This is a genomic window from Rhodoferax saidenbachensis (assembly GCF_001955715.1).
In the GTDB taxonomy this organism is placed as follows: domain Bacteria; phylum Pseudomonadota; class Gammaproteobacteria; order Burkholderiales; family Burkholderiaceae_C; genus Allorhodoferax; species Allorhodoferax saidenbachensis.
Genome location: NZ_CP019239.1, coordinates 3028959 through 3055465 on the forward strand (window position 1 = coordinate 3028959; position 26507 = coordinate 3055465).

Consider the following 26507-nt stretch of genomic DNA (forward strand, 5'->3'; position numbering starts at 1 on the left):
GCGCTAGGCCGACGCGGCCTGCAAAAACATCCTGGCGCAGCAGGTTTAATGCGGGCGGTGTAAGGTCCAGCCTGGTTGGGCGACCAATGGGCACGCCACCGCAACCCAAGGAGCACATGATGAAAACCCCACCTGCGTCCAACAAGCGCTCTTCACTTTCTTCTTCGCTAGGCAAGACCGTCTTTTTGCTGGTCGGCGTTGTGCTGGTGCTGGGACTGATCAACATCAGCTCCCCCGCCAAAGCGGAAAAAGCCGTGTTGCTGCCCGCGCCATCGGCCGAGGTACTGGCCGCCGTCACGCCTGCTGCACAGACCAGCGAAACAGCGGTGTTTGCAGGCGGCTGCTTTTGGGGCGTGCAGGCGGTGTTTCAGCACACGCAGGGCGTGCTCAGCGCTGTGTCAGGCTATGCGGGTGGCAGTGCGGGGGACGCGGACTACAACAGGGTGAGTGGCGGCGGCACCGGGCATGCCGAGGCGGTGCAAGTGCGCTTTGACCCCAAGCAGATCAGCTACGCGCAGCTGCTGCAGATCTTCTTTTCTGTGGCGCACGACCCCACGCAACTCAACCGCCAGTATCCCGACGTGGGGCCACAGTACCGGTCGGCTATTTTTTACACCACGCCCGCCCACAAACTGGCGGCCGAGCGCTACATGGCGCAGTTGGGCAGTGCCAAAACATTTCCTTCGCCCATCGTGACGCAGTTGGCACCGCTGCAGGGCTTTTATGCTGCGGAGGCGTACCACCAGAACTACGCCACGCTACACCCCGAGTCGGGCTACATCGCACAGTTCGACCGGCCCAAGATTGCCAACCTGCAGGCATTGCTGCCTGCGGTGTACCGTGCGCAACCGGTGCTGGTTCCGTAAACTCGGCTTGCTATCAAGTTAGTAGCGTCCTGCGATGACTCTACGGGGGCTAGAGGCCGATTTGGCTACTTTTTATAGGCCTTGCGCGAACCGTCTTCAAACAGCTCGTCGTCGCTGACCAGGTTGCCCGCTTCGTCCCACACCTTCTGGCGGGCGACATTGCCTTTGCTGTCATAGGTGTCTTCCTCCTCCAGCTTGCCGTTGGCAAACCAGAACTGGTGCACACCCACGGGGCGATCGCCATAGCGGCCGTCCAGTGCGTAGCGGCCCTGCTGGCGCAGCTTGCCCTGGTCGTTGAAGCTCTGGCTGTCGCGCAGCTCGGTGGTGCCGTCCAGCGTGTAGACGTCTTTGCTCTGCGGCTGACCGTTCAGGTAAAAGCGTGACTCGTTGGCTAGGCGGCTGCGTTTGCGGCCATTGGCCTCGGTGACCGTGAAGTTGCGCTCGCGTACCAGGGTGCCACTGGCGTGGAACTCGGCCTCGCGCAGCAGCAGCGCGGGGCGGGTGGAGACGTCCCAGCGCTTTTCGCGGCGCTTGCCACCGTCTTCTGCGTAAAAGGTTTCGCGCCTTTGGGTGCCTTGCAGTTCTTCTTCCAGCTCAGGCTTGCCGCTGCTGTAGAAGCGCGTGGATTTTTGCTCCACACCAGCCAGCAGCACGCTGGTCTCGCGCAACTCGCCTTTGGATGAGTACAGGTTGATGGTGGATGCTGCGCCAAAGCCGCACAGCTTGCCGTCGTCCACATGGGGGAGTAGCAGCGGCTTGGGGCCGCAGCGCAGGCTGGCGAGCTGGCCACTGGCGTGGTATTCCACAGCGGCACCTTCGCGTTCGTTGTCCGCAATCCACTCCACCTTGCGCGGCTTGCCATCGTCAAACCACTGGCGGCGCAGGCCGCGGGCGTTGCCGTTCACGTTGGTGAATTCATGCACCAGTTGCCCGTTGGCGGCCCATTCGCGCTCCAGGCCCACGTGCGGGCCGTTGGAGGTGACGGTGAATTCCTTGTAGAGCTTGCCGTCGCGGAAATAGCGACTCAGGCCCACGCTGTCGCCGTTGCGCAGCTCGTACTCGCGCTCGGTCTTGCCGCTGTCGCGGTCTTTGCAGCGCACCATGCCGGTCTTGCCCGCGGTCTCGGACCCGTTGTTGGTGTTGATGCTCTGGCCATTGAATTCGCAGTCCTGCACGGCATAGGCAGCCTGGCAGGTCCAGAGCGACAGTGCAGCAAGGCTGGCCCAGGCGGCACGACGGGGAAAAGTGTTTTTGGTGAATGGCATGTCAAAGGCTTTCATGGCAAACAAAGTCCAGCGTGGCGCACACCGCTGCCACCTGGGCAGCGATGCATTGCTCGGGCGTGGCGCGGGGGCTGTCGGGGTAGACCTCGGTGGTGCTGGTGTAACGCGCATCGGTGATGCCAGCGCACAGGCCCAGTTCTTTCATGGCGTAGTGGATGACGCCGTGCGCCACCAGAGGTGAGCCGATGATGCCGCCCTTTGCATCGGCCGGGGCAATATGCGTCACGCGCTCCACGGCCTCAATGATGGCTTGCTGAAACGCAGGCTGCGGATTGGCCGTGTCGTCGACCAGGTAGAAGCCGTCGGGAATGCCATGGGCTTCGAATGCCTTGCCGTCGCGCGCGGCGCGTGCGGGGCCGAATTCGGATTCGTCGGTGTCGGTGGTTTCGTGCAGGTCGATATGGGCGGCAAACTGGCCGTGCAGAGGAGCGATGAGGCGCATGAGTGCGGCGGACTCTTGCGCGGGACTGTCCGCGCGGAAGTTGCGGTTCGGGTCCAGCGCGTCAAAGTTCCAGCGCTGGATGCGCTCATAGGCCCAGGGGCTCACACAGGGCGCGACCAGCAGGTTCACACGGCCCGCGTACGCCGCGGCCTGTGTCTCGGCAAAGCGCAAGGCGCCATGCACACCGCTGGTCTCATACCCATGCACACCGCCGGTGACCAGCACGGTGGGCAAACTGTTCTTCCATCCACGGCTGCGCAGGGCCATGAGTGGAAACTTCTCGACCGGGTGCTGCGCATCCGCGTAGCTCACCTTGCCATAACTTTCCACGTCAAAGCGGTCCCGCAAGCGCTCCACCGCCGTCAACACATCGTCTGCATAACTGCGTTGGCGCACCTGGCGCGCGCGCCACAGCGTGCGCTCTGTGTCGCCCCAAGGCTGGCCGGGGGCACCGATGGAATAGAAGTGGGGAGTGCTCATGGGTGGCGGGTTAGTGTGGTGAGAAAAACCAAGAGTTTATGGTGAGGAGCTAGCCGCCAGTACACAACTGCTGCTCGCAAGGGATGCCGTCGTTGTCTCCATCCATCTCCATACCGGGGCAGTTCTTGAGGAAGCGCTTTGCTTCCTCGCACGACGTCATCTGAGAACAGTACTTGCGCCCATCGCAGGTGAAGCTGGCGGGTGCCGGTTGTGGAGATTCAAACAGCGAAACAGGCGCAGGAGCAGATGTGGGGGGCTTCACTGCTTGCGCCGCAGCCTCCGTCTGCACCACCCGATTGGCGTATCGGCTGTAGGCAAACCATCCCACAGCCACGATCAGCGCAAGACTGATGAGGGTGCTGGCAAAGCTTGATTTATCGCTAGTGCGGGCAGAGCGTCCGGTGGCGAGTTTGGGCCTGTGCGCCGGTTCGTGCGGAGAGCTGCCAGGCCTGTGCACACGCACCGCACTTCTCTTGCCGCTGCGGTCGGGCTCCACCTCAAAGCTCAGCGACTCACCCTCGGCGGGTTGCAACCCATCGCGGGGGAACGCTGTGATGTGGACGAAGATGTCTTGCCCGCCATCATCGGCAACGACGAAGCCAAAGCCTCGTTCGGGATTCCACTTCTTTAGTTTGCCCGTATAGCGTGCTTGGCTCATGTATCCGCTCCCTTGGCACGGGCGTCAGGCGCCGTGTTGTGTATTTGTTCATTGCATTCTAGGAGGTCATTGGGGCGGCTCCGATGCAACCCAAAGCATCTCAATGCGGTGCGTCGGCATAAGGGAATTCCCGCCCCTGTGAAACAAAGCGGCGGGCAGTTATGTCCCCATAATGCTTAAGAACTAAAGCGGCAAAAACCCTTGATGCATTTCCCCCGAAACGTGTGGACCCGGTGGCTAGCGACTGTGTTGTTGGGCTCCACCAGTGTGGCCTGGGCTGCGCCTGTGTGCCCGGCCAGGCCGATCACGTTTGCGTTCTTCGAGAGCGGGCTGATGTACAGCGAGAAAACCAATGACGGCATCGACAAGGCGGTCATGGAGGAACTGGCGCGGCGCAGCAAGTGTGTCTTTGAGTTTTCGGTGCGTCCACGCGCGCGCATCTGGCTGGAACTGGAGCGTGGCGATCTGATGATGACGGGCAGCGCCATACGCACCGACGAGCGCGACGTCTATGCCTGGGCTGTGAACTACTTCGGTCTGAAAGCCGAGGTGATGGTGCGCAGCGTGAACGGGCGTTTCCCCAAAACGAAAGAAGAGTTCCTGAAGGACGAGTCGCTGAAGTTTGCCGCGGCCCGCACCTTTGCGCACGGCGATGCGATGGACGCTTTCCTGGACGAGTTGCGCCAGCGCAACCGCGTGGTGGAGGTGCCCATAACCTCGATGTACGAGATGCTGCAGATCAACCGCTTTGCCGCCATGCCGGTCTATCCGCTGGATGGTGTGTACCGGGCCAAACACGATGTCTCGCAGTACAGCATTGCCAGCGACTGGTTCCCCACCGACAAAAGCGTGCCGCGGGCGATGCTGTTCGCCAAGAAACACTTCACCCGCCCCCAGGTGCAGGAATGGCGCACGCTGCTACAGCAAATGCGAGACGACGGCACGCTGCGCAAGATCTACACCCAGTACGCGGGTAAGGACACAGCGGACAAGCTGATGCAGTTTGCGCCAGACGTGCTCTGAAGCGACAGGCCCGCTGCCGCACGGCACATCATTTACTATAGATTTAATAGCTGCTTGCGCATATTCCACGCGGGTTGCAGGTAATTTGCGCTTGAAATAGAGGCTGCACACTTGCAAACCGCCCCGCCCGCCACCATCTGGATCGGATGAGCGAAGCCCTGCACATCGTCTGCCCCCATTGCCACACCACCAACCGCGTGCGCGCCGACCAGCTCGGCAGTGCGCCCGATTGCGGAAGCTGCAAGCAGCCGCTGTTCACCGGCAAGCCGGTGGACCTGGACGTGGCGGCGTTTGACAAACACCTGCAACGCAACCATATACCGCTGCTGGTGGACTTCTGGGCGCCGTGGTGCGGGCCGTGCCGCCAGATGGCGCCGCATTATGTGCAGGCCACGGGCCAACTGGAGCCGCGCGTGCGCGTGGCCAAAGTGGACACCGAGGCGCAGCAGGCGCTGGGCACGCGCTACCAGATACGCAGCATTCCCACGCTGGCCCTGTTTGTGGGTGGCCGCGAGGTCGCCCGCCAGGCGGGTGCCATGGGTGCCAGCGACATCGTGCGCTGGGTGCAGCAACACACACCGCGCTGAAACGTTTAATGCAGGCCCTTGTCATTAGGCTATACCGTACTTTGCAGTAACCCTGCCGGGGACCATGTATTCACCGGCTGCTACCTTCACCCCCATTCCCCTCCCCTCTCCTTCTTTTAACCAACCTGAGCTTTCAACACCATGTTATTCACACCCATCCAAGCCGGCGCCGTCAACCTGCCCAACCGCATCCTGCTGGCGCCGCTCACGCGTGCACGTGCAGACGCGGGCCATCTGCCCAATGACCTGATGGCCGAGTACTACAGCCAGCGCGCCACCGGCGGCCTGCTGATTACCGAGTGCACCATGGTGGCGCCCGGTACGTCGGCCTTCATCAACGAACCCGGCATCTACAACGAAGCGCAGATCAGCGCCTGGAAGAAGGTGACCGACGCCGTGCACGCCAAGGGCGGACGCATCTTCATGCAGATCTGGCACGCCGGCCGCGCCGCACACCCCGATATGAACGAAGGTGTGGAGACCGTCTCCAGCTCCGCCACCGCCATTGAAGGCGAAACCCATACGCCCAAGGGCAAGGTTGCCCAGGCCGTGCCACGTGCGCTGACCACCGACGAAATCACCGCCGTCGTGGCGGCCTACGCGCAGGGCGCGAAGAACGCGATTGCTGCCGGTTTTGACGGCGTGGAAGTGCACGGCGCCAATGGTTACCTGATCGACCAGTTCCTGCGTGACACCCCCAACCAGCGTACCGACGGCTACGGCGGATCGCTGGAGAACCGCGCACGTTTCCTGTTTGAAGTGCTGACCGCCGTGACCGCCGCCATTGGTGCGGACAAGGTGGGCCTGCGCCTGTCGCCACTGAACAGCTACAACAGCATGAAGGACAGCGACCCACTGGCGCTGATCACCTTCCTGGCCGACAAGCTCAATGCATTCAAGCTGGCCTACCTGCACGTGATGCGCGCTGACTTCTTTGGCGTGCAAAAGGGCGACGTGCTGGCGATTGCCCGCGAGAAATACAAGGGCGTGCTGGTCGGCAACATGGGCTACAGCGCCGACGAAGCCGAAGCGGCAATCGCTGCAGGCAAGCTGGACGCTGTGGCCTTTGGCACTGCCTTCCTGGCCAACCCGGACCTGCCTGCACGTATCAAGACCAAAGCCGCGCTGAACAAGCCGGATGCGGAAACCTTCTACACACCGGGCGCCAAGGGTTACACCGACTACCCCGCACTGGCTGCGTAAGCCTGGGCACGGGCGCCTTTGTCAGACAGGCACACGGGTGCTTGTCTGACAGACGGCGGCGCCTGTTGGGCATGTAATGGACTTCAACCTCAGGAGCCCACCATGACCCAACATGCCACCGTGACTGCCCGCGTAACCTACCGCCCCGGAGACGGCGCGCCGCTGGTCATCCCCAAAGGCCCGGTCGAAGTCGACCTCGCACCCGACAGCGCCACGCTGAGCTGGACCGCCGACAACGGCGCCGCCGGCCTCACGGCCATCCCGCTCACGCAGTTCAAGAAATACGTGCAGGACAAGAAGATCCGGCTGGACAGCTAACTAGCCCGCGTGCGGCAGTGACGCCGCCAGCGTACGCGCCTTGTGCAACCACTTCTCGCGCTGTTCAGGCGTGGAGTGAATGACTGGCCCCAGCATCAAGGTCTTGACCGGTCGAATGCCGCAAAACGCCAGCGTGGCCTTGTTCATCTGGTGAATAGCTGGCATGCGGTAGACCCAGCGGAAATACCAGGGCGGCGTGTCCATGGGCACCAGCAGGTGCGCAGTGCGCCCTTTGAGCAAGGGCACCGGGAACGCAGATCCCTTGTTGAATTGGTAGGCCCAGCCCGAGACAAAGGCGCGGTCCAGAAAACCCTTGAGCAACGCAGGCACACTGCCCCACCACACCGGAAACACCCAGGCAATGTGCTGCGCCCATGCGATGCTGTCTTGCGCAGCGCGCAGGTCGGGCTCCAGCGCCTGGTGGTGCGGGTTGCTGCCGTGCAGGGTGGCATCGAACTGCAGATCGGCCAGGCGCAACACGCGAACGTGGTGGCCAGCGGCCTCTGCCGCCTCTGCATAGGTGTCGGCCAATGCCGCGCTGAAGCTGGTGTTGGACGGATGGCCCAGAATGACGAGTATGTTTTGCGGCGCAGTGCGAGAAGGCATGAAGAGGCTTGTTGGGTTGAGAAGCCCTCACCTTAAGTCTGCCCCCAAGGGCAGAGTCAAGCCACTTCTGCGCAGGCGCGTATCTCGATGTTGATTTCCTGCAACTGCACATCAAGCTGCTGCAGCCGCACGATCTCTTCTGCAATATGGACGCGGCGCTGTTCCACCTGGTCGGCCAGCGTGGCCCAGTGGGGCTCCATCCGGTTGCCCTGCATGGACGGCACCACATCAGCCAATTTGAAGCCCATGGCCTGCGCCTGTTTGATGAGTCGTACCTGCGTGACGTGCTGTTCGGTGTAGATGCGGTAGGCCCCCATGCGGGTCACGCGGCCCAGCAGGCCCATGGCTTCGTAGAGGCGAATGGCTTTGGGCGTCGCGCCCGCGCGTTTGGCTAACTCACCGATATACACACGTGTTCCTTTGGGCCATGAATGTGAGCCCTTGCTGCGACTTTAGCGGGTTCTACACGCTACTTATCCAACAAGGAATTGCTACTCTTTTGATAGCTGCTTACGCATATTCCATAAGGGCTGCAGGCCTATTTTTATGCAAATAACCGTATCAAGCCGAGGGATAAGAACGGTTGACTGGTGCACTCGAAAATTTTGTAAACGGGAAGTTGTCTGACAGACAGCCGTGCGCAACGCGGGTGAAATGGAACTCCGTAGCGCCACAGCGCCCCCTTGAACCTTTATCACTTTTGAGGAGCACGCCATGTCACAACAAGCAACCGTTACCGACCACGTGACCTACCGCCCCGGAGAGGGCGCCCTGCAGGAAATACCGCCCGGCCCGGTGGAGGTGGATATCGCACCCGACAGTGCCACGCTGAGCTGGAAAGAAGACAACGGCGCAGCCGGTCTGACGGCCATACCGATCACGGAGTTCATCGACTACGTGCACGACCACAAGATTGAACTGGAGTAACAGCGCCCATGCAGTTCGCACAATCCGACGCCCTGACCATGGGCATGGAGCTGGAGTTTCAGATCATCGATACCCAGACCGGGCTGCTGTCGCCGTCCAGTCTGGCGTTTCGCAACGTGCTGGAGTGCAGGGACAACGCCGAGCGTTTTGCGCTGGAGGCGACGCTGTCCACCATTGAGTTGAATTCGTCCGTGCACAGCAGCATAGACGCCATGGAAGACGAGATCGTGGCGTTGACCCAGTCGCTGCGCGACATTGCGCAGCCCATGGGGCTGGACATCCGCGGTGGCGGCACGCAGCTCACGCAGTTCTGGAACGAACACACCATGGCACCCACGCCGCGCGCGTCGGAGTTGGAGAGCAAGTTCGGCTTTTTGCCCAAACGTTTTTCCACCTACGGCATGCATGTACACATTGGTGTGCCCAGTGCCGACGAGGCCATCGTGCTGGGCAATGCGCTGCAAGCGACGGTGCCGTTGTTTATTGCGCTCTCTGCCGCGTCACCCTTCCTGCAACTGGCGGACACGGGCTTTTGTGCCTCGCGCCCGCTGGAGTCGCTGCTGTACCCGCACGGTGGCAGCATGCCGCGCATGAAAAACTGGCTGGAGTTTGAGCTGGCCACCGCCGAGATTTTCTCCACCCGGCTGGCCTCCTCGCTCAAGGACGTGTACTGGGATGTGCGGCCCAAGCCCGAGTTCGGCACCGTGGAAGTGCGCGTGTTTGACACCCCGCTGTCCGTGCACAAGGCCGTGGCGCTGGCCGCGTTCACCCGTGGCTGCGCTGATCTCGTGCTGCGTGGAGAACTAAAGCTGCCACCCGACGCGACGCCGCCCACCGCAGAACGGGTGAGCCGCTTTCTGGCCTGCCGCGATGGCATGGACGCCACGCTCTACAACCCGTTCAGCATGACATGGATGCCGGTGCGGCAATGGCTCGGTGAGCTGGTGGACAGGATCGCGCATACGCCCGTGTCCGAATCCGACCTGCAACACATCCACGCCCTGCAAGCGCACTGCGATACCGTACAGGACTGCGCAGTGATGCGCCAGGTGCGTGCAGACACCGTGGCCAACGACAACCCCAACGGCGATGTGATGCACGGTCTGGCAGAAAACTCGCGCGTGCTCAGCGAGCGGCTTTTCACGCCGCTGCATTAATGCGTTAGCTCTTGGAGGTGGCGGCCTTGCGGCGTACGTGCAGGTGCGTCTGCATCGCATCGCCCTCGCCCGATTTCACTTCCTTGACTTCCAGGTACGCGGCCTGCTGGCGGATCAGTTCGCCAAGCTTGGAGACACCGTAGTTGCGCGGGTCAAAAGCGGGATTGCTGCGGGTAATCTGGCTACCCAGCGCTGAGAGTGTGGTCCAGCCATCCTCACGCGCGATGGCGTTCAGCGCGTTGAGCAGCATGGGCTTGAGCTTGGGCAGCTCGGCCACGGGCTCGTGGCCGAGCTTGGCTTCTTCAGGCTCGTTGCGCAAAATTTCGGTGTAGATGAACTTGTCACATGCGGCCACAAAGGGCTCAGGTGTTTTGCGTTCGCCAAAACCGTAGACCACCAACCCCGCCTCGCGGATGCGGGTGGCCAGGCGGGTGAAATCGCTGTCACTGCTAACGAGACAAAAGCCATCCACGCTGCCGGTGTGCAGCACGTCCATGGCGTCGATGATGAGGGCGGAGTCGGTGGCGTTTTTGCCACTGGTGTAGCTGAACTGCTGTATGGGCTGGATAGCCATGGTGTGCAGCACCTCTTTCCAACCCTTGAGGTTGGTCGTGGTCCAGTCGCCATAGGCGCGCTTGATGGTGGCGGTGCCATAACGCGACACCTCGGCCAGCAGTTCTTGAATGACAGAAGCCTGTGCGTTGTCTGCGTCGATGAGGACAGCGAGCTTCTGGTTGGTATTGGTAGCCATGGCAACCTCCCCTGTAGTTGCACCATCGTACAGGGGCGGCAGCCGGCCCGGCTACCGGGGCTTCGGGACGGGTTTAGACCGCGCCGGATTCGTGGCGGTCAGCCGCGGCGAACAGGTCGCTGGCAAAGCCAGGGTCAGTGCGTTGGAAGGTGGACGCAAAGGCGCGCAGTTCTTCGGCTTCCTGAAATACGGTTTTGGCTTCCGCAGAGACGGCTGCTGGGGCGAAAGCGGTGAACCAGATGGCAGAAACCAGATCCCGACCCGCCACCAACAAGGCGTGCACCGAGGCGCCCACGGTGGGTTGCTGTTTTTGGGGAAGGGAAAGTGCGTTCAAAGTGGTGCTGCTCATAGGGGACTCCTGTAAAACTCGGTCATGTTGCAGTGCAGTATAGGGTAAACCCTAGATTCATTCAAGGGTTTACCCTAATAACCACAGTCCATGTCTGCCATCAGCCTCAGACTTCTTCTGGACACAGAACTATTGCAAGAGAAAAACACCCATGAAACGCTGGAAAACGCTAGCCAAAGCGCTGCTGGTATTGGCCCTGGTACTAGGCCTGCTCACCTGGCTGGTCTTTCGCCTGCCCGGCTTTGGCGGCGTCGCTGAGGGCGCGCGACTGGCACGCATGCAGGCTTCGCCCCAGTTCCATAACGGCCGTTTTGAAAACACCCCACCTTACGTGAGTGATATGTCCTTGCGGCGCGAGCTGCACGACTACCTGGGCGAACAGGTGCGCGAACCCGGCTTTCCCGTACCGGTAGTCCCCATGACGGCAGCGCAACTGACCACACCCGCGGCACCGGGCCTGCGCGCCTGGTGGCTGGGGCATGCCAGTGCGCTGGTTGAGATAGACGGTGTGCGCATCCTGACCGACCCGGTGTTTTCACAACGCACATCGCCGGTCCAGTTCGTCGGCCCCAAGCGGATGCACCCGGTGCCGCTGCCATTGGCGCAATGGAAGAACATTGACGCAGTGGTCATTTCACACGACCACTTTGACCATCTGGACATGGACACCGTGAAGCAACTCGCACAGGGTGGCACGCATTTCTTTGTCGGCCTGGGCATTGGTGCGCATCTGGAGCGCTGGAACGTGCCTGCGGCCCAGATCCATGAGATGGATTGGTGGGAACAAGCCAGCTTCAAGGGCGTGACCATTCACTGCACGCCAGCGCGCCATTACTCGGGCCGTACCAGTATGAACAATTCCACGCTGTGGGCATCCTGGATGGTGAAGGGCCCCACCCATTCGATGTACTACAGCGGCGACACCGGCTACGCGGGCCACTTCAAGGCCATTCGCGAGAAGCTGGGCGCGCCGGAGCTGGCACTGGTCAAGGTAGGTGCGTATGGCGACACGTGGATGGACATCCACATGAACCCCGAGTCCGCCATTACCGCAGTGCAAGACCTGGGCGCCACCACGCTGCTGCCGGTGCACTGGGCCACGTTCAACCTGGCGTACCACGCATGGGCCGAGCCCGTGGTGCGCACATTGGCAGCAGCCAAGGCCCAGGGCGTGCAGGTGGTAACGCCGCGTGCAGGCGAGAAGTTTGAGTTTGGCCAGCCATTCCAAAACCTGCCCTGGTATCTGCCTGCGAAATGACGGGCACGCCGCTTAGGCGCTGGTCACAAAGTCGATAAAACCACGCTCCACATTGGCCGACACCAATTGCACCCGCAGCTTGTTGCCCACCTGGAGCGATGTCGCACCGCCCACCACCTTGCCTTCGGCGGGCGGGTTGAACAGGCGCACCCAGACGCCGTCTGCGGCCACACCCGTGACGATGGCGTCGAAGTGCTGGCCAATGCGCGACTCCAGCAGCAGCGCCGCTTCTGACTTGCGCATCTGGCGCTCCACCTTTTGCGCCGCGTCTTCCTGGCGTGTGCAGTACTCGGCCAATGCACCCAGCTCGGCATGGGAATACGGCGATGGCTGGTCGACCAGCGCGGCCTTGACCAGGCGCTGCGTGATGAGGTCCGGGAAACGGCGGTTGGGCGCGGTGGAGTGCGTGTAATCGCTGACCGCCAGTCCGAAGTGGCCGATGGGCGGGCCACCGGGCGACTCCAGCACATACTCACCGCGGCCCATGAGCTTGACGATGACCAGCGACAGATCGGGAAAACGCAGCGGGTCGATCCGGTGGCGTTTGGCCAGGAAGTCTTCCAGCGCCTTGGAGTCGGGCTCCAGTGGCAAGACATCGCCATACTCCTTGGCCACCGCCACAATCCGCAACCAGCGGTCGGGCGAGCGCACCACGCGGCGCAGTGATGCAACCCCTTGGGAGGCCAGGTAGCGCGCGGTACAGGTGTTGGTCGCAATCATCACCTCTTCAATCAACTGGCGCGCGCGGTTGTGCGCTTGCAGTTGGATGTCGGCCACACGTTCACCCTCAAACACCACACGCGGCTGGAAGGTCTCAAACTCCAGCGCGCCATCGGAGTGGCGGCGCACGCGCAGTTGCTGGGCCACGGCGTCTTGCGTGCGCAGTTGCGTATCCATGCCAGGTATGGCTGCCGCTACGGCAGGTAGTGCACCTGTACCAAGCAGCCATGCGCTCACGGCGTCGTACGCCAGCTTGACCTGGTTACGCACTTTGGCGCGGTAGATGGTAAAGCCCGCCAGTGTGGCGTCTGCGTTGAACACCATTTCAGTCACCACGGCCAGACGGTCCTCATGCGGATTCAGTGACGTCAGGTCGGTGGACAGGCGCTCAGGCAGCATGGGGAAGATGCGCGCCGACGTGTAGACCGAGGTGGTGTTGGTGCGGGCGTGTTCGTCAATCGGCGTGCCCGGCTTGACCAGCGCATCCACATCGGCAATGGCCACGTACAGGCGCACGGCCCCTGCGGGCAGCACTTCACAGACGGTGAGTTGGTCCAGATCACGCGAGTCGTCGTTGTCGATGGAGCACCACAACAAGGCGGTCAGGTCGCGGATGCTGGCCCCCTGCTCCTGACCGGGGCCGGTGATGCCTGACAACTGGCGCTCTATCGCGGGCAGAAACTCGGGCCGCAGCCCGCGCTCCGCCATGGCATGGGTGGCAATGCGAACCAGGTCGCTACGTTGGTGGGGGTGATGGGAGGGCATGGGGCAATATATACCTGAGCCCTCAACCGGCGCAGACGTCGGGTGCGCCGGTCACTGCGTCAATAGTGGATGCCGTTCCTCTGCACAAACAGTTCGTATTCTGCGTAGTTGTCTTCGGCGAGCTTCTTCATCTCGGAAATTTTCTTGAGCCGTTCACGGTAATAGGTGGTGCCGGTCCATTGGAGCAGCGGATCTGTGGTGTTCCAGCGGGTGGAAGAACCCAGCTTGGTGTAGGTGGCGACATTGATGATCTGCGCGCACTGGAAATAATTACCCACATGGGACAGGCGGCGCATGAACTCAAATATCGGGTTGCCTTGTTTACACGCCTCGGCCCACATTTTTTCCGAATTGATCTTGGCCTGGTTGAATGACTCCAGCGCTTCCAGGACATGGTGGTCATAAAAACCCTGCTGAGCGGGAGGTGCCTTCTTGCGCTCGGCAGTCCATCCTTCCATCTTCACCGCTCCGATCCATTTGTTCTTGCCCGGATCGTTACGTATCAGCAGATCGATGGCAACGCCATAACTGTCCATGAACTTCTCAAACTTTCCCTCCGCCAGACTGAGCTTGCGACCCATGCCTTCAAACTGGGCGTCGGCCTCTTTCATGAGGTAAATCGCGTGGTTCGCAGCCATGTCCAGATGTCCCGACTGACCGGACGCATGGATATTGATCTTGGGCGGCTCGTCATCGATCAGGCTCCACACATAGGGGATCAGCTTTTCGTGCTGCTTCTCGCGGTTCGAGTAGGCCTCTCGCAGCATCAGCGCCAAGCCCAGAACACCGGCAGTCACCGCCACCTGTGGCCCGCCCACGGCCATGACAAAGGCTGTGCCCGCCGCTGCAGAGGAAGCGATGGCCGCAATACCCGCCCCCATGCCCAACAAGCCACCCGCCTGGCCGATGTTGTTCAATGCGGCCACGGCTGTTTCCTGCCTCAATCCGGGGCTATAGGTTTTGACCCGATCACGCGCCGAATGGGCAATGCGCCTGAAAGGCGATGTAAATCCTTTCAGCTTGACGCCGCCGGGCTCCCGAAAGTCGCTAAAACAGTTCTTAGTCACACGATTTCCTTTGAAAATGAGTACCCGGCTATTGCGCCCAAGGCCCCGAACGATATAACACCCAGTGCCTATTGCAAACCCATTTGGAAATATATAAATAACGATGGCACGTCACCCACTCAACCCACCCCATGGCCCAACCCGACCATAGCCCCTCTGCCGAGCGCAACAAGCAACCCATTCTGGAAGTGCTGCAGACCTTTTTGCCTGCCCAAGGCACAGCGCTGGAGATTGCCTCAGGCACCGGTCAGCATGTGGTCTGGTTTGCGCAAAACATGCCGCTGTGGACCTGGCAGCCCACCGAGGTGCACAGCGGTGCGCTCTACAACATCGAGGTGCGCGCCACAGAGGCGGACCTGGCCAATGTGAACGTGGCCCTGCCACTGGACGTGTGCAAGACGCCCTGGCAACTGGAGGACACCCCGTTTGATTTGATCCTGTGCCTCAACATGCTGCATATCGCGCCATGGGATGCGTGCGGCGCACTGATGCAAGGCGCGGCGACACACCTGACACCGAGCGGCAAGCTGGTTACCTACGGCCCCTACTTTGAAGCCGATGTGACACCTACGCCAAGCAATCTGGACTTCGACCAGAGCCTGCGCGCGCACGACCCGCGCTGGGGCATACGACAGTTGGGTGATGTGGCGCAACAAGCGGCGGCAGCGGGTCTGAGGCTCAGCGCACGCCATGCCATGCCCGCCAACAACCTGCTGTTGGTCTGGGAAAGGGGTTGATGCAATGCATGCACCGCTAAACCTTCGCCCGGTAAATGCCAACGTGGTGGGCGTGCACCTGGCAGACGGTGCCCATGTGGGCAACCTCAAACGCATTGGCGATGTATGGAAGTTCAAGGCCGTGGGCTACGACGCCAACGGCGCACTAGAGCCCGGCGGTGGACCGCTCACCGACCAGCACAACGCCGAGTTCACCGCGCCCGATGCAGAAACCGTCAATGCCCGGCTGGGGCCCGCATTGCCCGGCATCGGTTAAGCTCGCCGCCCCGCCTACCCAAGGAAACCAGAATGAAAAAACTCAACGTCACCATCCAGCTCGAAATGTCCGTTCCCGATGACTGGGAGATTGCGCAGACCTCTGAAGGCACCCCCGTGCTGAAGCTGCCCAACGGCCAGTTCATGGACGTAGCCATCGAGCCCCTGTTCACCGCAGACCCCGAAGACACCTGGAGCAGTACAGAAGACGAAGACGTGCTCAACGACATCCTCGACATGGTGGAAAGCGAAGCCGTGGCGTACGAGTTCGTGACCCACTAAACACCAGGCATCCGGCTAGGGGCAACCCGCGCCAGCGGCGGAGCGCGGGGGCTAGGGGCGCAGCGCTAGCCCCCCGTGCACATGCCGCACGTGCACATAGCCCTGGCTGCGCAGCCACTGCGCGGCCTTCAGGCTGCGGTTGCCGCTGCGGCACACCAGCACCACGGGGGCTGCACCCGATGCCATCCACTGCGGTGCCAGTGCCCCCAAGGCACTGAGCGGTGCGCTTTCGGCAGACCAGTTGCCATGCTGCACACCCTGGCTCACTTGGTGCTCTGTACTCTCACGCACATCGAGCAGACGCGCACCGGGGTGGGCCGAAAGATAAGCGTCCAGTTCCGTCCACTGCAAAGTCATCTCGGCCACATCGTGGGCACTGCAGGGTGCCGCCGCGGGAATGCCTGTGCCCTCCTCGGACTGCATGGCTCGCAACGCTGCGCCGCACTGGGCGATTGCCTCACAAGCCGCGTCTACCAATGCGCTGTTGACCAGTGGCCCAATCGACAGACGCACCGCTGAGGTGGTGCGCCATGCGGGCAAGCCCATCGCCTCCAGTACATAGCTGGGCGCAGATTGGGCCGCGCTGCAGGCGCTGCCTGCACTCACACGCAGACCTGCGGCATCCAACACATCGAGCATGGTTTTGCTGGCCAAGCCAGGTACCGAGAAATTCAGCGTGGTGGGCAGGCTGCGCGGCAGCGGCGCGTTGAATTCAATGGCAGGAAAGGCATTGCGCAGGCTGCGCTCCAGTTGGTCCCGATAGCCGCGCAGCGTGTCGTGCGAGGCAAACGTATCGCCCTGCTGCAATGCCTGCAGCACTGCGCCCAGCGCGGCAATGCCGGGCATGTTTTCCGTGCCGGCACGCAGACCGCCCTCTTGCCCGCCGCCCGCCATCAGCGGTGTGAATGGTGCGCCGCGGCGCACGTAGAGCATGCCAATGCCTTTGGGCGCGTAGAGCTTGTGGCCGGAGAACGGCGCATAGTCGATGCGCTTGCTTTGCAGGTCCAGCCCCAGCTTGCCCAGCGCCTGCACACAGTCGACCAGCCAGAAGGTTTCGCTGTGGATGCCGTTCAAGAGCTGTTCGATAGCGGTGAGGTCAGTCACCACGCCGGTTTCGTTGTTCGCCGCCATGGTGCACAACAGTGCGGTGTCCGGCAGCCAAGCGGCCAGCGTATGGAGATCGTGTTGGCCCTGTGCGTTGACGGGTAACGCGCGCAACTCCAGCCCCAGGCCCAGCACCTCGTTCCAATGTGCCAGTGCCTGCGGCACGGCTTTGTGTTCGGTGGCGCCATAGACCAGCAAGTGGCCCACGTTTTGACCTTGTGTGCGGCGTTGACCAATGGCGCGCAACGCGGACAGCACCGCAGTCTGTATGCCTTCGGTCGCGCCGCTGGTGAACACCACATGGCCTTCGCCCGCACCAATCACTTGCGCGGCGGTGGCGCGGGTCTGGTCCAGCAGGGCCTTGGCCACAATGCCAGTGGAGTGGCTGCTACTGGGGTTGCCAAACTGCTCGGCCATCGCACGCGTGGCGGCAGCAATAGCGGCGGGCAACACATGGGTGGTGGCGTTGGAGTCGAGATAAATGGCTTGGGACATGGCGTGGGCTTGGATGGCGGGGTTGCCAACAAGTGTAGAAAGCGCGCTGTGCAAACGCATTCCAAATTTCATCCAATTCGCAGACAATAGAGCATGAAATTTCTATTTTTATACATTCAATAGAACAAAATGCTTGATCGTCTGGATTTGCAAATACTCGATGCCCTGCAACGTGACGCCACACTGTCCATGGCGGAGCTGGGCGCGCAGGTGGGCTTGTCCAGCACGCCGTGCTGGAAACGCGTGAAGCGGCTGGAGGACGAAGGCGTGATCGAGCGGCGCGTGGCCATCGTCAACCGCTACAAGGTGGACTTGCCGGTCACCGTATTTGTGAGCATCCGCGCCGGGCAGCACGACGAGAAATGGCTGGCCCGTTTTGCCGCGGTGGTGAGCGCCCTGCCCGAGGTGCAGGAGTTCCACCGCATGAGCGGCGATATCGACTACCTGCTCAAGGTGGTGGCGTCCAGCATTGACGGCTACGACCGCTTCTACAAAAAGCTCATCAGCCTGGCCGAGATGGCGGGTGTGTCGTCCGCATTTTCAATGGAACAAATCAAAAGCACCACGGCGCTGCCGCTGGTCTGAAGCCCTCAGCGCAGGCCGCTATCGGCGCGCAACTGCGCAATAGCCAAGTCCAGAAACGCACGTACGCGCTGTGGCGCATGCCGACCCTCGCGGTGCAAGACGTGGATGGGCAAGGCCTCGGGCTCAAACGCGGTCAGCACCGTGCGCAGCCGCCCGGCGCGCAGGTGCTCCGCCACCTGGTACGACATGAGCTGGGCCACGCCAAAGCCGTGCACGGCAGCGGCAATGGCGGAATCGTTGGTCGTGGTGGTCATGCGCGCCTGCAGACGCACGCTGTGCGGCACACCGTCTTTGCGCAGCCGCCATTCAGGGTGGGGCGTGATGTCGTTGGCAGAAATAATGGTGTGGCGGTGCAGATCATCCGGGCTTGCCGGACTGCCGTGCTCGGCCAGATAACCGGGCGCGGCACAGATGACACGGCGCACTTGCCCCACCTGGATGGCCTGCAGGGTGGAGTCTGGCAAGGCGCCGATGCGCACGGCCACATCCACGCCTTCGTCCACCAAATTCACCACCCGGTCTAGAAACAGGCACGTAGCCGTGACCTGTGGATAGCGCGTGAGGTACTCCGTCACCACCGGCGTGACATACATGCCGCCAAACAGAACCGGGGCGGTGATGGTGAGGCGCCCGCGCGGTGCGGCGTGCAGGCCACTGACCGATTCGTCCGCCTCACGCAGTTCCGCCAGGATGCGGCGGCAGTCCTGCGCATAACGCGCACCCGCATCGGTGACGCGCACTGTGCGCGTGGTACGTGTGAGCAGATGCAGGCCGAGGTGCCTTTCCAGCGCATTGATGGCCCGCGTGACAGCCGGTGGCGACATGCCCAGCTTGCGGGCCGCACCCGCAAAGCCCTGGGCATCCACCACCGCCACAAACACCGAGACAAGGTGGAAATGGTCCATATTCTTCCAATAAATGGAATAGTTAATTTGAATTTTTGATGATTCTATTATTTCAACGAATTAAATATAGTCCGTCCGTGGGTCGATGCGCTGCAAATCATGACGGCCAACTGATCGACCTCTTCCAAGGAAATCACCATGAACGCAGTACACAGGTTTTCCAGCGACGTGGCCTTCACCGACACGGTGAAGGCCATCCAGACGCGCAAGGGTTCGCGCCACGGTTATGCACGCATGGAGCAGAGCGGTGCGTGGGAGAGTCGCATCACGCCGGAGTTGGCCGATTTTCTGGCGACGCAAACCAGCATCTACATGGCGACCGCCAATGCAGAAGGCCAACCCTACATCCAGCACCGCGGCGGGCCGGCCGGTTTTCTACGTGTGCTGGACGAGCACACCATTGGTTTTGTGGACTACGCTGGCAACAAGCAATACATCAGCGCGGGCAACTTGGCGGAGAACGCCAAGGCGCACCTTTTCCTGATGGACTACGCGCACCGCCAGCGCATCAAGATATGGGGCGAGGCACGCGTGGTGGAAGGTGACGCGGCTTTGGTGGAGCGGCTCATGCCCGAGGGCTACAAGGCACGCGCCGAACAGGTGATTCTGTTCACCGTCAGTGCCTGGGACACCAACTGCCCCCAGCACATTCCGGTGCGCTTTGAGGCGGCGGATGTACAGGCGGCACTGGACGTGCGCGACGCGCGCATCCGCGAACTGGAAACTGCGTTGCAGCAGCTACGCGGTACGACCTAGCTGCCCGCTAGGCCCAGCGCGTTGTAGACACGAATCGCCGCATACGCATCGTTCGCGGCGTAGACCAGTTGCGCCTCGGTCAGCCGCGCATTGGCCCAGTTGCTGGTGGCGGCCTTCTTGGATTTGATAAAGCGCTGGTTGAACAGCACCGCCACCGCGCCCTTCACGCCCATGTCCTTGCGGTAGCCGCGCTCACGGAAGATGGTGTTGAGCTCCAGAATGCCCTGCGGCTCGATGCCCAGCTTGTGGATGATGCGTTTCTTGTCATCGCCCAGGCCAAAGCCGGCCTTGGCAATACCGCCCAGTGCCAGCAGCTCGGCCGCCACAGCGCGGCATTCAGGCTGGTGCAACTGGAACACCCAGGCCCGCTCGGGCGTGGACAGCTGCAGAATGTGCGGCCCGTCGGACACTTCGCCCACTTTGAAGGTGGGTTTGGACTCGGTATCAAAGCCCCAGGCCTTGGCCTGCGTGAGCGCGGAAAAGGCCACACGGGCGTCTGTGCCGGTGGTCACCAGGGTGATGCGGTCCAGCCCCAGCCGCTCAAAAGCAGGCAGCAGGGCAATGGCGTCTTTGTCGGGCGTGGGGTGGTGCTGAATGGGGTGGGCTTGCATGGGGCGTATCATCGCCCACCTGCCAAACATTGGCTTTTTAGCGCGCCCACAGCACCCCAGGTGCTGCTGTGCCCAAGGATTTCTGACATGAAAAAAACCTTTCCCCTCGCCGTAGAAGGCAAAAACACCGACCGCTTGCTGGATGCCACCAAGCACGAAATTCGCAAATACCTCAAGCGTGAACGCAGCCGCGCCCTACCCGAAGGTGTGGATTTTTGGGACTTTGACTGCCGCTTTGGCACCACGGCAGACAACGCGGTGGTGGCACATGTAGCCGAGCTCATTGGCCTGATTGATGGTGCCGCCAAAGACGGCAGCCCGCAGTTCTACATTGAAATTCTGGCCAAACACGGCATACGCAAGCCGCGCGATCCGGCCGACAAACCCACGCTGAAGAACTTCCTGGACGAAGACGAAGAATAGGTGGGCGGCGTCATATGGCAGGCTGAATTGCTATATTTTCAATAGCTGCTTGCGCATATATCCAAAGGGCTAGAGGCCTTTTTAGCTCTGAATTCCAGGTACACGCAGTTGCAAAAGCGCTGACGGCACTTTGGGATCATCCGGGTCGGTCGCCAGCGTGACCTGCCAGCCTGCTCCATCCGCTTGCACAGCAATACCTTCCACCTTGGGGGCGCCTTGCAGTGGGTACAGCTGGCTGACCTGGCCGTCAGGCGCCACGATGCCGATGACCGAACCCACGCAAGCGCCGTCCTGCACGCTGTTGTCGGTGTCTTCGGCCACAGCACTGAATATCCATGCGCCGCCGTGCAACGCGGCACCATCGGTAAAACCCAGCGGCACGCCATCCACTTCGCCCAGCGGGATGACCTGGATGCTTTTGGCTGCAGGCGGCTGGGCCTTCTGGCCTGCCAACCAGGGAGCCACCAAATTCCAGTCGAAGCGAATGCAGGCACTGCGGCCATCGCCCTTGTTGCCCCGCTGCAGTAACAGCAACTCGCCGCTGACGATCAGCGCGCCTTCAATGTTGACATCTGCAAACCGTTTGTGCAGCGGCGCATAGAGTGGGGCAAGGTCCACCAGACCCATGCGCCCATTCGGCATGCCCTGCACGTCCAGCGCCACCAGCACACCGGTTTCGCGGTTGGGCCGCGAGCCCGAGCCCAGTGCCAGTAGCGCGCCTGCAGGGCAACCCGGCAGGGGTGGCAGCAGGACCAGACTTTCAAAATCAGGTTTGGCTTTTTTGCGTTTGCTTTTGTCTTGTGGCAAATCGCCGTCCAGCAAACGCAGCAGCGTGCCCGGCGTGGGCACCATGCCCACGGCCGTGCAGTCGTCAAAGATGCCCAGGTGCAGCTCGTCGTCCGCCACCACATACAAACGCTGGCGCACGCGCACCAAGCCACTGGCAGCACTCAGGTGGGCCTGACCACGCGGGTGCTGCGTAACGTCCACCAACAAGGTCTGGACCAGGGAGGGGGTCAGCATGGGAAGGGACTGGATCATGTGTGCTGCATTTTGGGTGGCTCAGGGGCGCCCGGTAGTCCCGTTGGCGGCACGGCAGCGTTGCAGGTCACAAGCCGTGGGCAGCACGGATCGGTACTCCACCCCGCGCACCATCGCACCACCACCGCGGATGCTGCACAGCTCGCCTTTGCCATTGTTGTAATAGGACGTGACGTCCACACAGCGGCGTGAATGGGCCACCACGCCATACATGTGGCCGACTTCGTGCGAGATCACCATCTGCAGGGTTTCACGTGCGTCGTAGGCGGGGTTGCGGGTCTGCAGCAACTGAAAGGCGGCAGGCCCCAGAGACAGGGTTTTTCGCCCCAGATCGGCCAAACCAAAATTGCCTACGCTGCCCGCTTCACTCCAGACCACCGACACGGCGCCTGGAGTGCTTCCACCGGGCGCAGCACTGACCACCGTGCCAGTCACGCCGCACTCCGACCAGGCACTGACGGCGCGGCGCACGGCACCCAGCACCGTGGCTTGGTCAAACCAGGCTGGAGCGCCCGTGTGGTCGTAGACAAACACCATCTGCGGGGACAACGCCGGCCGATCCCGACCATCGCCCCAGGTTTGCACCTCACCGGGCAGGCACTGCGCGATCTCCTGACTGCGCAAGGCGTCCAACGCGTGCGCAGGCCCCCACGCAAACCACAAGAGCAGTGTCGGCAGCAGGTACAGGAATGTGCGCATGGAGGGCATGGAAGAGAGATGCAGCCATCTTAGAGCCTGCGCTACCTTTGCTTGCACAAATGCCCCGCGCGTTTACATGGCGGATACAGCGGCACCCCACTATCAAGGCTTGTTCAACCACTGGAGTCTCTCCATGAAATCCTCCGCCATCGTGTGTGCCATTGCTGCGGCAAGCATGGGGTTCAGCACCCTTTCACTTGCCAAAGACGATGACCGGCGCGGCCCGGGCAACGCACCTCCGTGGGTGCAGCAACAGGGCAACGGCCACGGTGACAAAGACCGCGGTGGGCGCAACGACCAACAAGGACGCAATGACGACCGCCGAGACGGCCGTGGCGATGACCGCCATGATGGCCGCCCCGATGGACGCGGTGATGACAGGCATGACCCACGCTATGCACAGCCCCGCTTTGACCAGCGCTACGAGCGCTCCAATGACCGGCGCGATTACTACAACGCGCGCGGCCCGGCGTTCTACCGTGGTGGCTATATCCCGCGCGAATACCGCCGCCATGAATACGTGGTGGTGGACTACCGGGTACACCACCTGGCCCCACCACCGCCACGCCACGAATGGGTGCAAGTGGGAGCCGACTATGTGCTGATTGCCATCGCCACCGGACTGATTGCACACATCGTGCTCAGCCACTAACCAGCAACGAAGCGGCTCAGGCAGAAGCCGCTTCGCTCTCGTGGCGCTTGATACGCTGGACTTCCAGGGCGCCAAACTGCATCACGTCCGCCAGCAGGCCGTAAGCTGCCGTCCAGGCCTCGCGCACCTCGGGGGTGAACTTCGGGCCCAGACCTTGGTCCAGCGTCCACAGCAGTGCAGTGCCCACAGTGACGTAATGTTCGTCCTTCACGCCGTAATCGACATGGCGGGCGCCCAGGTTGCGCAACACGGGGGCCAGCGCGTCCAGGTCGCTCAGGCCCTTGACGGCCGAACCCAACATGGACATCAGCATGGTGCCTTGTTTGGACATATCACTCTTGAACAGTGGTTTGAGCGAAGGGTCCAGGGCGAAAAGACGGGCATAAAACAACTCGGCGGCCACGGGCGCAATCGGGCGCACATCTTCGAAGGTGGACTGGACGAGGTTGATTTGGTCGGAGTTCATGGTGTTTCCTGAAGGGGTAAAGGGTTGATAAGACTCTTTCCTATTCCCAAGAAGCATGCCAAGTAATTTCCTCAATAAAATCAATGACTTAGAAAAAAACCGCAAGCCGCCTTTGTCGGGATAAACCGACACACCCGACAGCGGGCTGGAAAATATTCAATGAAATCAAAGACTTGCAGTGTCGGCCGTCACCGACACTTTTGTCGGCATTTTTAGCGCCGCTTTAAAGGTGCTGGGCACCTCAGCCCTTGAACTGCGCAGGCTCCAATTGGTGGCGGCCCATCAGCGCATAAAAGTCGGTGCGGTTGCGCTGCGCCAGCTTGGCGGCCTGGGCCACATTGCCGTTGGTGATCTTGAGCAGGCTGGTGAGGTAGTCGCGCTCAAATTCGCGGCGTGCCTCGTCCAGCGGCAGCAATTCGGCCCCTCCAGCGGTGCTTAAAGCACCCTGCACCAGCGTGACCGGGATCAGCGGCCCGGCGCTCATGACCACACACTTCTCCACCACGTTTTGCAACTGCCGCACATTGCCTGGCCAGGGTGCGGCACTGAGCAGCTCCAGCCCGCCGGGCCCGAAAGTGCTCACCGGTTTGGCATAACGCAGCGCCAGGCTTTGCATGAAGTAGTTGGCCAGCATCGGAATGTCTTCGCGCCGCTCGGCCAGCGGCGGCAGCGTGAGGCTCACCACGTTGAGCCGGTAAAACAGGTCTTCGCGAAAGCGGCCTGCGGCCACCTCGTCTTCGAGCTTGCGGTTGCAGGCCGAAATCACACGCACGTCTATCTTGTGCGACTTGCTCGCGCCCACCGGGCGCACCTCGCGCTCCTGCAGCACGCGCAGCAGCTTGACCTGCATGGCCAGCGGCAGGTCGGCAATCTCGTCCAGAAAAATCGTGCCCTGGTGCGCCGTGGTGAACATGCCCGCGCTATCGCGCACGGCACCGGTGAACGCGCCTTTGACGTGGCCAAACAGCTCGGACTCCACCAGGTTCTCGGGAATGGCGCCGCAATTCACGGCGACAAAACTCTCTTCGCTGCGGTTGCTCGATGCGTGCACCGCGCGCGCCAGCAACTCCTTGCCGGTGCCACTTTCGCCATAGATCAACAGCGAGGCATCGCTCTGCGCCATGCGGCGCGCTTCAGCCAGCAGTTTTTCCATGCGCGGGCTGCGCGTGATGATGGCTTCGCGCCAGCTCTCACCCGGTGACTCGCCTGGCATGTCGGCACCCAGCGCATTGGAGATCGCCAGTGCGCGGTCCACCTCGCGCATCAGTGCCACGCCTTCAAACGGTTTGGTGATGTAGCCGAACACACCCTTTTGCAGGGCCTGCACAGCGTCGGGAATGGTGCCGTTGGCGGTGAGGATGACCACCGGCATCAGCGGGTAACGGCGGTGGATGGCCTCGAACAGTTGCAGCCCGTCCATGCCGGGCATGCGCAGGTCGGTGATGACCATGTGCGGGACTTCCAGGTCCAGCCGGGACAGGGCCACGGCACCACTCTCAGCGGCGGTGACGATGTGGCCCTCATAGCGCAGGCGCATGGAGAGGGACTTCAGCAAGTCCTCATCGTCATCTACCACCAGAATCCGCGCCATAGCTCTCCCCAGGGTTGCCACACCCAATGGGCGTGTAGCGCGAATTGTGGCATGCGGCAAAACGGCGCAGCTACCGCCGCGCAAACCTCAGAGTCGCAGCTCCCAGGTCTCGCCCACCTGGGTCTGTCCGAAGCTGTGGTGCACCTCACTGCGGGCCAGCACAAAGCCGCGTTTGGCGTAAATGGCGCGTGCAGCGTCCAGACACTGGTTGGTCCACAGCACCATCTTGCGGTAACCCTTGTCGCGCGCAAAGGCAATACAAACGTCCGTCAGTTGTCCACCCAGGCCCAGCCCGCGTGCCTGCGGGGTGAGGATCAGCATGCGCAGTTGCGCTACCTGTTTGGACTTGCGCACCACAAACACGGCGCCCACACGCTGGCCACCCCGCTCGGCAATCCAGCAGCGCTCCCACTCGGGCTGGTAGTTGCGAATGTAGCGGGCCACCAGCTCGGCCACCAGCGCTTCAAACTCCGCGGTAAAGCCGTATTCGCGGGCGTAGATTTCACCGTGCTGCTGCACCACCCAGCCCATGTCGCCAGAGCGCGGGTCGCGCAGCACCACGCCGGGCTGTGCTGCGGCAACAGGTGCCAGCAGTTGCTCAATGGTGCGCATGGCCTCTACCACCATGCCCTGCTGCGCGGGTGGCACCGTGCCCAGCAGTGCAGCCGCTTCGTCGCGCGACTGTTGCTGCAGCGGTGCAAAGGCCTTGTGCCCCGCCTGGGTCAGTGTCAGCAGACTGTGCCGCGCATCCTTGGGCGACGGTTTGCGCTTGAGCCAGACCCTCGCCTCAAAGCGACGCAGGATGCGACTCAGGTAGCCCATGTCCAATCCCAGGCGTTGCGCGAGTGCGGACGCCGTCAGCGCAGGCTCGGCCGCTGGATGGTGGGCCAGCTCGTACAACACGCGCACCTCGGTGAGCGACAGCGCACCACCCAGATAGGGCGACAACACGCCGATGCGCTGGGTGTAAAAGCGGTTGAAGCCGCGCAATGCCTTGACATGTTCGGTCGCGGCGGCGTGTGTTGGGGTGTTCATGTTCTGGATTTTATGCAATTACTTGACTTGGTCAAGTAATTATCAGGAAGCAAAATGTTCTGTCCTGCGGATAAACTGCGGCGGCGCGGCGTAGCCCACACCGCGGCTTGCCCATGTCAACCCAGACCACACCTTTCCTCCAGCCAACAACAGACCGCGCGTCCGCCCAAGCCCGGTGCAGCGCCTTGTGCGCGCAGGCAGCACAATACGGACTGGCATTGCGCGCACCACCACTCGAACCCACCACCTGCTGCGGGCGGGGCTGTAATGGCTGTGTGTGGGAGAGCTACTACGATGCGTTGGTCTATTGGCGCGAAGACGCACTGGCGGCACTGGCTTCTGTCAACACCTAGATTGCTACATTTTTAATAGCTGCTCACGCAAACTGCAATGTGCGCACAGCGTAGTTA

33 protein-coding genes are annotated in these 26507 nt (G+C 61.9%); 16 read left to right on the plus strand and 17 right to left on the minus strand.

Translation table 11 applies throughout. The annotated features are described in order from the left end of the window. The first annotated feature begins 119 nt into the window (after positions 1–119). Entirely contained in the window at positions 120–866 is a 747-nt protein-coding gene (gene msrA, locus RS694_RS14370) for a peptide-methionine (S)-S-oxide reductase MsrA (RefSeq protein WP_081708696.1), read from the plus strand. Between the two features lie 65 nt (positions 867–931). Here the strand turns inward: msrA and RS694_RS14375 are convergent, their stop codons facing one another. From RS694_RS14375 to RS694_RS21035, 3 genes are read right to left on the minus strand one after another with little or no spacing between them, the layout of a single operon-like run. Beyond that, positions 932–2131, minus strand: coding sequence for a toxin-antitoxin system YwqK family antitoxin (locus RS694_RS14375; RefSeq protein ID WP_029709061.1), 1200 nt, complete (start codon positions 2129–2131; stop codon positions 932–934). A 1-nt stretch (position 2132) separates the two neighbouring features. Continuing rightward, positions 2133–3071, minus strand: a complete 939-nt coding sequence (locus RS694_RS14380; RefSeq protein ID WP_029709062.1) for a M14 family metallopeptidase — start codon at positions 3069–3071, stop codon at positions 2133–2135. Positions 3072–3120: 49 nt separating this feature from the next. Beyond that, the gene (locus tag RS694_RS21035) at positions 3121–3729 is read right to left on the minus strand and encodes a cold shock domain-containing protein (protein ID WP_029709063.1); all 609 of its coding nucleotides are present in this window, start codon (positions 3727–3729) and stop codon (positions 3121–3123) included. Between the two features lie 204 nt (positions 3730–3933). Between RS694_RS21035 and RS694_RS14390 the strand changes: the two genes are divergently transcribed. From RS694_RS14390 to RS694_RS14405, 4 genes are all read left to right on the plus strand, one after another. Beyond that, positions 3934–4752: a substrate-binding periplasmic protein gene (locus RS694_RS14390; RefSeq protein WP_152528880.1), complete on the plus strand. Its 819-nt coding sequence runs from the start codon at positions 3934–3936 to the stop codon at positions 4750–4752. A gap of 146 nt (positions 4753–4898) precedes the next feature. Beyond that, positions 4899–5339: a thioredoxin TrxC gene (trxC, locus tag RS694_RS14395; protein WP_029709065.1), complete on the plus strand. Its 441-nt coding sequence runs from the start codon at positions 4899–4901 to the stop codon at positions 5337–5339. 141 nt (positions 5340–5480) lie between these two features. After that, positions 5481–6542, plus strand: coding sequence for an alkene reductase (locus tag RS694_RS14400; protein WP_029709066.1), 1062 nt, complete (start codon positions 5481–5483; stop codon positions 6540–6542). Between the two features lie 102 nt (positions 6543–6644). After that, entirely contained in the window at positions 6645–6860 is a 216-nt protein-coding gene (locus RS694_RS14405) for a hypothetical protein (RefSeq protein ID WP_029709067.1), read from the plus strand. Here the strand turns inward: RS694_RS14405 and RS694_RS14410 are convergent, their stop codons facing one another. Further along, on the minus strand, positions 6861–7466 hold the full coding sequence (locus RS694_RS14410) for an NAD(P)H-dependent oxidoreductase (protein ID WP_029709069.1): 606 nt from the start codon (positions 7464–7466) through the stop codon (positions 6861–6863). 56 nt (positions 7467–7522) lie between these two features. Then, entirely contained in the window at positions 7523–7876 is a 354-nt protein-coding gene (locus RS694_RS14415) for a MerR family transcriptional regulator (protein WP_029709070.1), read from the minus strand. Positions 7877–8180: 304 nt separating this feature from the next. On the opposite strand from RS694_RS14415, the gene RS694_RS14420 reads away from it, so the two are divergent. Then, entirely contained in the window at positions 8181–8393 is a 213-nt protein-coding gene (locus RS694_RS14420) for a hypothetical protein (RefSeq protein WP_029709071.1), read from the plus strand. An 8-nt stretch (positions 8394–8401) separates the two neighbouring features. Continuing rightward, positions 8402–9550 carry a YbdK family carboxylate-amine ligase gene (locus tag RS694_RS14425; RefSeq protein WP_051392050.1) on the plus strand — a complete coding sequence of 383 codons (1149 nt, stop codon included), beginning with the start codon at positions 8402–8404 and terminating at the stop codon, positions 9548–9550. A gap of 4 nt (positions 9551–9554) precedes the next feature. On the opposite strand, the gene RS694_RS14430 is transcribed toward RS694_RS14425, so the two are convergent. Together RS694_RS14430 and RS694_RS14435 are read right to left on the minus strand one after the other, a co-directional pair. Next, the gene (locus tag RS694_RS14430) at positions 9555–10301 is read right to left on the minus strand and encodes an NYN domain-containing protein (protein WP_029709073.1); all 747 of its coding nucleotides are present in this window, start codon (positions 10299–10301) and stop codon (positions 9555–9557) included. Between the two features lie 73 nt (positions 10302–10374). Further along, the gene (locus RS694_RS14435; RefSeq protein ID WP_029709074.1) at positions 10375–10650 is read right to left on the minus strand and encodes a hypothetical protein; all 276 of its coding nucleotides are present in this window, start codon (positions 10648–10650) and stop codon (positions 10375–10377) included. Between the two features lie 151 nt (positions 10651–10801). Here RS694_RS14435 and RS694_RS14440 point away from each other — a divergent pair, with 151 nt between their 5' ends. Next, positions 10802–11908, plus strand: coding sequence for an MBL fold metallo-hydrolase (locus RS694_RS14440; protein ID WP_037248057.1), 1107 nt, complete (start codon positions 10802–10804; stop codon positions 11906–11908). A 12-nt stretch (positions 11909–11920) separates the two neighbouring features. On the opposite strand, the gene RS694_RS14445 is transcribed toward RS694_RS14440, so the two are convergent. After that, positions 11921–13393, minus strand: a complete 1473-nt coding sequence (locus tag RS694_RS14445) for an RNB domain-containing ribonuclease (protein ID WP_029709076.1) — start codon at positions 13391–13393, stop codon at positions 11921–11923. A 59-nt stretch (positions 13394–13452) separates the two neighbouring features. Continuing rightward, complete coding sequence (locus tag RS694_RS14450) at positions 13453–14319, minus strand: hypothetical protein (protein ID WP_029709077.1); 867 nt, start codon at positions 14317–14319, stop codon at positions 13453–13455. Positions 14320–14591: 272 nt separating this feature from the next. Here RS694_RS14450 and RS694_RS14455 point away from each other — a divergent pair, with 272 nt between their 5' ends. From RS694_RS14455 to RS694_RS14465, 3 genes are read left to right on the plus strand one after another with little or no spacing between them, the layout of a single operon-like run. After that, a complete protein-coding gene (locus RS694_RS14455; RefSeq protein ID WP_029709078.1) occupies positions 14592–15197 on the plus strand; it encodes a DUF938 domain-containing protein in 606 nt (201 codons plus the stop codon). 4 nt (positions 15198–15201) lie between these two features. Continuing rightward, positions 15202–15453: a hypothetical protein gene (locus RS694_RS14460; protein WP_037248061.1), complete on the plus strand. Its 252-nt coding sequence runs from the start codon at positions 15202–15204 to the stop codon at positions 15451–15453. A gap of 32 nt (positions 15454–15485) precedes the next feature. Further along, on the plus strand, positions 15486–15734 hold the full coding sequence (locus RS694_RS14465; protein ID WP_029709080.1) for a hypothetical protein: 249 nt from the start codon (positions 15486–15488) through the stop codon (positions 15732–15734). 51 nt (positions 15735–15785) lie between these two features. Here RS694_RS14465 and RS694_RS14470 read toward each other — a convergent pair whose 3' ends face one another. Beyond that, a complete protein-coding gene (locus RS694_RS14470; RefSeq protein ID WP_029709081.1) occupies positions 15786–17333 on the minus strand; it encodes an aminotransferase class V-fold PLP-dependent enzyme in 1548 nt (515 codons plus the stop codon). 129 nt (positions 17334–17462) lie between these two features. Between RS694_RS14470 and RS694_RS14475 the strand changes: the two genes are divergently transcribed. Then, complete coding sequence (locus RS694_RS14475; protein ID WP_029709082.1) at positions 17463–17918, plus strand: Lrp/AsnC family transcriptional regulator; 456 nt, start codon at positions 17463–17465, stop codon at positions 17916–17918. Positions 17919–17923: 5 nt separating this feature from the next. Here the strand turns inward: RS694_RS14475 and RS694_RS14480 are convergent, their stop codons facing one another. Beyond that, positions 17924–18823, minus strand: coding sequence for a LysR family transcriptional regulator (locus RS694_RS14480; protein ID WP_029709083.1), 900 nt, complete (start codon positions 18821–18823; stop codon positions 17924–17926). Between the two features lie 138 nt (positions 18824–18961). On the opposite strand from RS694_RS14480, the gene RS694_RS14485 reads away from it, so the two are divergent. After that, on the plus strand, positions 18962–19579 hold the full coding sequence (locus tag RS694_RS14485) for a pyridoxamine 5'-phosphate oxidase family protein (protein ID WP_029709084.1): 618 nt from the start codon (positions 18962–18964) through the stop codon (positions 19577–19579). On the opposite strand, the gene RS694_RS14490 is transcribed toward RS694_RS14485, so the two are convergent. Next, on the minus strand, positions 19576–20190 hold the full coding sequence (locus RS694_RS14490; RefSeq protein ID WP_029709085.1) for a 3'-5' exonuclease: 615 nt from the start codon (positions 20188–20190) through the stop codon (positions 19576–19578). The genes RS694_RS14485 and RS694_RS14490 overlap by 4 nt on opposite strands. Before the next feature lie 87 nt (positions 20191–20277). On the opposite strand from RS694_RS14490, the gene RS694_RS14495 reads away from it, so the two are divergent. Continuing rightward, positions 20278–20613, plus strand: coding sequence for a DUF6172 family protein (locus RS694_RS14495; RefSeq protein WP_037248064.1), 336 nt, complete (start codon positions 20278–20280; stop codon positions 20611–20613). 81 nt (positions 20614–20694) lie between these two features. On the opposite strand, the gene RS694_RS14500 is transcribed toward RS694_RS14495, so the two are convergent. Together RS694_RS14500 and RS694_RS14505 are read right to left on the minus strand one after the other, a co-directional pair. Further along, positions 20695–21636: a DUF6910 family protein gene (locus tag RS694_RS14500; protein WP_029709087.1), complete on the minus strand. Its 942-nt coding sequence runs from the start codon at positions 21634–21636 to the stop codon at positions 20695–20697. A gap of 39 nt (positions 21637–21675) precedes the next feature. Continuing rightward, entirely contained in the window at positions 21676–22353 is a 678-nt protein-coding gene (locus RS694_RS14505; RefSeq protein ID WP_037248067.1) for a zinc metalloprotease, read from the minus strand. 133 nt (positions 22354–22486) lie between these two features. On the opposite strand from RS694_RS14505, the gene RS694_RS14510 reads away from it, so the two are divergent. Continuing rightward, positions 22487–23005, plus strand: a complete 519-nt coding sequence (locus RS694_RS14510) for an RcnB family protein (RefSeq protein WP_051392052.1) — start codon at positions 22487–22489, stop codon at positions 23003–23005. Between the two features lie 16 nt (positions 23006–23021). On the opposite strand, the gene RS694_RS14515 is transcribed toward RS694_RS14510, so the two are convergent. The 3 genes from RS694_RS14515 to RS694_RS14525 all read right to left on the minus strand — a co-directional run bounded on the left by RS694_RS14515 (position 23022) and on the right by RS694_RS14525 (position 26097). Next, positions 23022–23471 (minus strand): globin family protein, encoded by a 450-nt coding sequence (locus tag RS694_RS14515; protein WP_051392053.1) that lies wholly within the window; start codon positions 23469–23471, stop codon positions 23022–23024. Between the two features lie 241 nt (positions 23472–23712). Continuing rightward, a complete protein-coding gene (locus RS694_RS14520) occupies positions 23713–25062 on the minus strand; it encodes a sigma 54-interacting transcriptional regulator (RefSeq protein WP_029709091.1) in 1350 nt (449 codons plus the stop codon). An 87-nt stretch (positions 25063–25149) separates the two neighbouring features. Continuing rightward, entirely contained in the window at positions 25150–26097 is a 948-nt protein-coding gene (locus RS694_RS14525; protein WP_029709092.1) for a bifunctional helix-turn-helix transcriptional regulator/GNAT family N-acetyltransferase, read from the minus strand. Between the two features lie 113 nt (positions 26098–26210). On the opposite strand from RS694_RS14525, the gene RS694_RS14530 reads away from it, so the two are divergent. Further along, positions 26211–26450 (plus strand): oxidoreductase-like domain-containing protein, encoded by a 240-nt coding sequence (locus RS694_RS14530; RefSeq protein WP_076069754.1) that lies wholly within the window; start codon positions 26211–26213, stop codon positions 26448–26450. Positions 26451–26507 lie beyond the last annotated feature (57 nt).

Excerpts from the sequence above, each read along its gene's own strand:
- msrA (WP_081708696.1), top strand. The coding sequence starts at position 120 with ATGAAAACCCCACCTGCGTCCAACAAGCGCTCTTCACTTTCTTCTTCG.
- RS694_RS14375 (WP_029709061.1), bottom strand. The coding sequence starts at position 2,131 with ATGCCATTCACCAAAAACACTTTTCCCCGTCGTGCCGCCTGGGCCAGC.
- RS694_RS14380 (WP_029709062.1), bottom strand. The coding sequence starts at position 3,071 with ATGAGCACTCCCCACTTCTATTCCATCGGTGCCCCCGGCCAGCCTTGG.
- RS694_RS21035 (WP_029709063.1), bottom strand. The coding sequence starts at position 3,729 with ATGAGCCAAGCACGCTATACGGGCAAACTAAAGAAGTGGAATCCCGAA.
- RS694_RS14390 (WP_152528880.1), top strand. The coding sequence starts at position 3,934 with ATGCATTTCCCCCGAAACGTGTGGACCCGGTGGCTAGCGACTGTGTTG.
- trxC (WP_029709065.1), top strand. The coding sequence starts at position 4,899 with ATGAGCGAAGCCCTGCACATCGTCTGCCCCCATTGCCACACCACCAAC.
- RS694_RS14400 (WP_029709066.1), top strand. The coding sequence starts at position 5,481 with ATGTTATTCACACCCATCCAAGCCGGCGCCGTCAACCTGCCCAACCGC.
- RS694_RS14405 (WP_029709067.1), top strand. The coding sequence starts at position 6,645 with ATGACCCAACATGCCACCGTGACTGCCCGCGTAACCTACCGCCCCGGA.
- RS694_RS14410 (WP_029709069.1), bottom strand. The coding sequence starts at position 7,466 with ATGCCTTCTCGCACTGCGCCGCAAAACATACTCGTCATTCTGGGCCAT.
- RS694_RS14420 (WP_029709071.1), top strand. The coding sequence starts at position 8,181 with ATGTCACAACAAGCAACCGTTACCGACCACGTGACCTACCGCCCCGGA.
- RS694_RS14425 (WP_051392050.1), top strand. The coding sequence starts at position 8,402 with ATGCAGTTCGCACAATCCGACGCCCTGACCATGGGCATGGAGCTGGAG.
- RS694_RS14430 (WP_029709073.1), bottom strand. The coding sequence starts at position 10,301 with ATGGCTACCAATACCAACCAGAAGCTCGCTGTCCTCATCGACGCAGAC.
- RS694_RS14435 (WP_029709074.1), bottom strand. The coding sequence starts at position 10,650 with ATGAGCAGCACCACTTTGAACGCACTTTCCCTTCCCCAAAAACAGCAA.
- RS694_RS14440 (WP_037248057.1), top strand. The coding sequence starts at position 10,802 with ATGAAACGCTGGAAAACGCTAGCCAAAGCGCTGCTGGTATTGGCCCTG.
- RS694_RS14445 (WP_029709076.1), bottom strand. The coding sequence starts at position 13,393 with ATGCCCTCCCATCACCCCCACCAACGTAGCGACCTGGTTCGCATTGCC.
- RS694_RS14455 (WP_029709078.1), top strand. The coding sequence starts at position 14,592 with ATGGCCCAACCCGACCATAGCCCCTCTGCCGAGCGCAACAAGCAACCC.
- RS694_RS14460 (WP_037248061.1), top strand. The coding sequence starts at position 15,202 with ATGCATGCACCGCTAAACCTTCGCCCGGTAAATGCCAACGTGGTGGGC.
- RS694_RS14465 (WP_029709080.1), top strand. The coding sequence starts at position 15,486 with ATGAAAAAACTCAACGTCACCATCCAGCTCGAAATGTCCGTTCCCGAT.
- RS694_RS14470 (WP_029709081.1), bottom strand. The coding sequence starts at position 17,333 with ATGTCCCAAGCCATTTATCTCGACTCCAACGCCACCACCCATGTGTTG.
- RS694_RS14475 (WP_029709082.1), top strand. The coding sequence starts at position 17,463 with ATGCTTGATCGTCTGGATTTGCAAATACTCGATGCCCTGCAACGTGAC.
- RS694_RS14480 (WP_029709083.1), bottom strand. The coding sequence starts at position 18,823 with ATGGACCATTTCCACCTTGTCTCGGTGTTTGTGGCGGTGGTGGATGCC.
- RS694_RS14485 (WP_029709084.1), top strand. The coding sequence starts at position 18,962 with ATGAACGCAGTACACAGGTTTTCCAGCGACGTGGCCTTCACCGACACG.
- RS694_RS14490 (WP_029709085.1), bottom strand. The coding sequence starts at position 20,190 with ATGCAAGCCCACCCCATTCAGCACCACCCCACGCCCGACAAAGACGCC.
- RS694_RS14495 (WP_037248064.1), top strand. The coding sequence starts at position 20,278 with ATGAAAAAAACCTTTCCCCTCGCCGTAGAAGGCAAAAACACCGACCGC.
- RS694_RS14500 (WP_029709087.1), bottom strand. The coding sequence starts at position 21,636 with ATGCTGACCCCCTCCCTGGTCCAGACCTTGTTGGTGGACGTTACGCAG.
- RS694_RS14505 (WP_037248067.1), bottom strand. The coding sequence starts at position 22,353 with ATGCGCACATTCCTGTACCTGCTGCCGACACTGCTCTTGTGGTTTGCG.
- RS694_RS14510 (WP_051392052.1), top strand. The coding sequence starts at position 22,487 with ATGAAATCCTCCGCCATCGTGTGTGCCATTGCTGCGGCAAGCATGGGG.
- RS694_RS14515 (WP_051392053.1), bottom strand. The coding sequence starts at position 23,471 with ATGAACTCCGACCAAATCAACCTCGTCCAGTCCACCTTCGAAGATGTG.
- RS694_RS14520 (WP_029709091.1), bottom strand. The coding sequence starts at position 25,062 with ATGGCGCGGATTCTGGTGGTAGATGACGATGAGGACTTGCTGAAGTCC.
- RS694_RS14525 (WP_029709092.1), bottom strand. The coding sequence starts at position 26,097 with ATGAACACCCCAACACACGCCGCCGCGACCGAACATGTCAAGGCATTG.
- RS694_RS14530 (WP_076069754.1), top strand. The coding sequence starts at position 26,211 with ATGTCAACCCAGACCACACCTTTCCTCCAGCCAACAACAGACCGCGCG.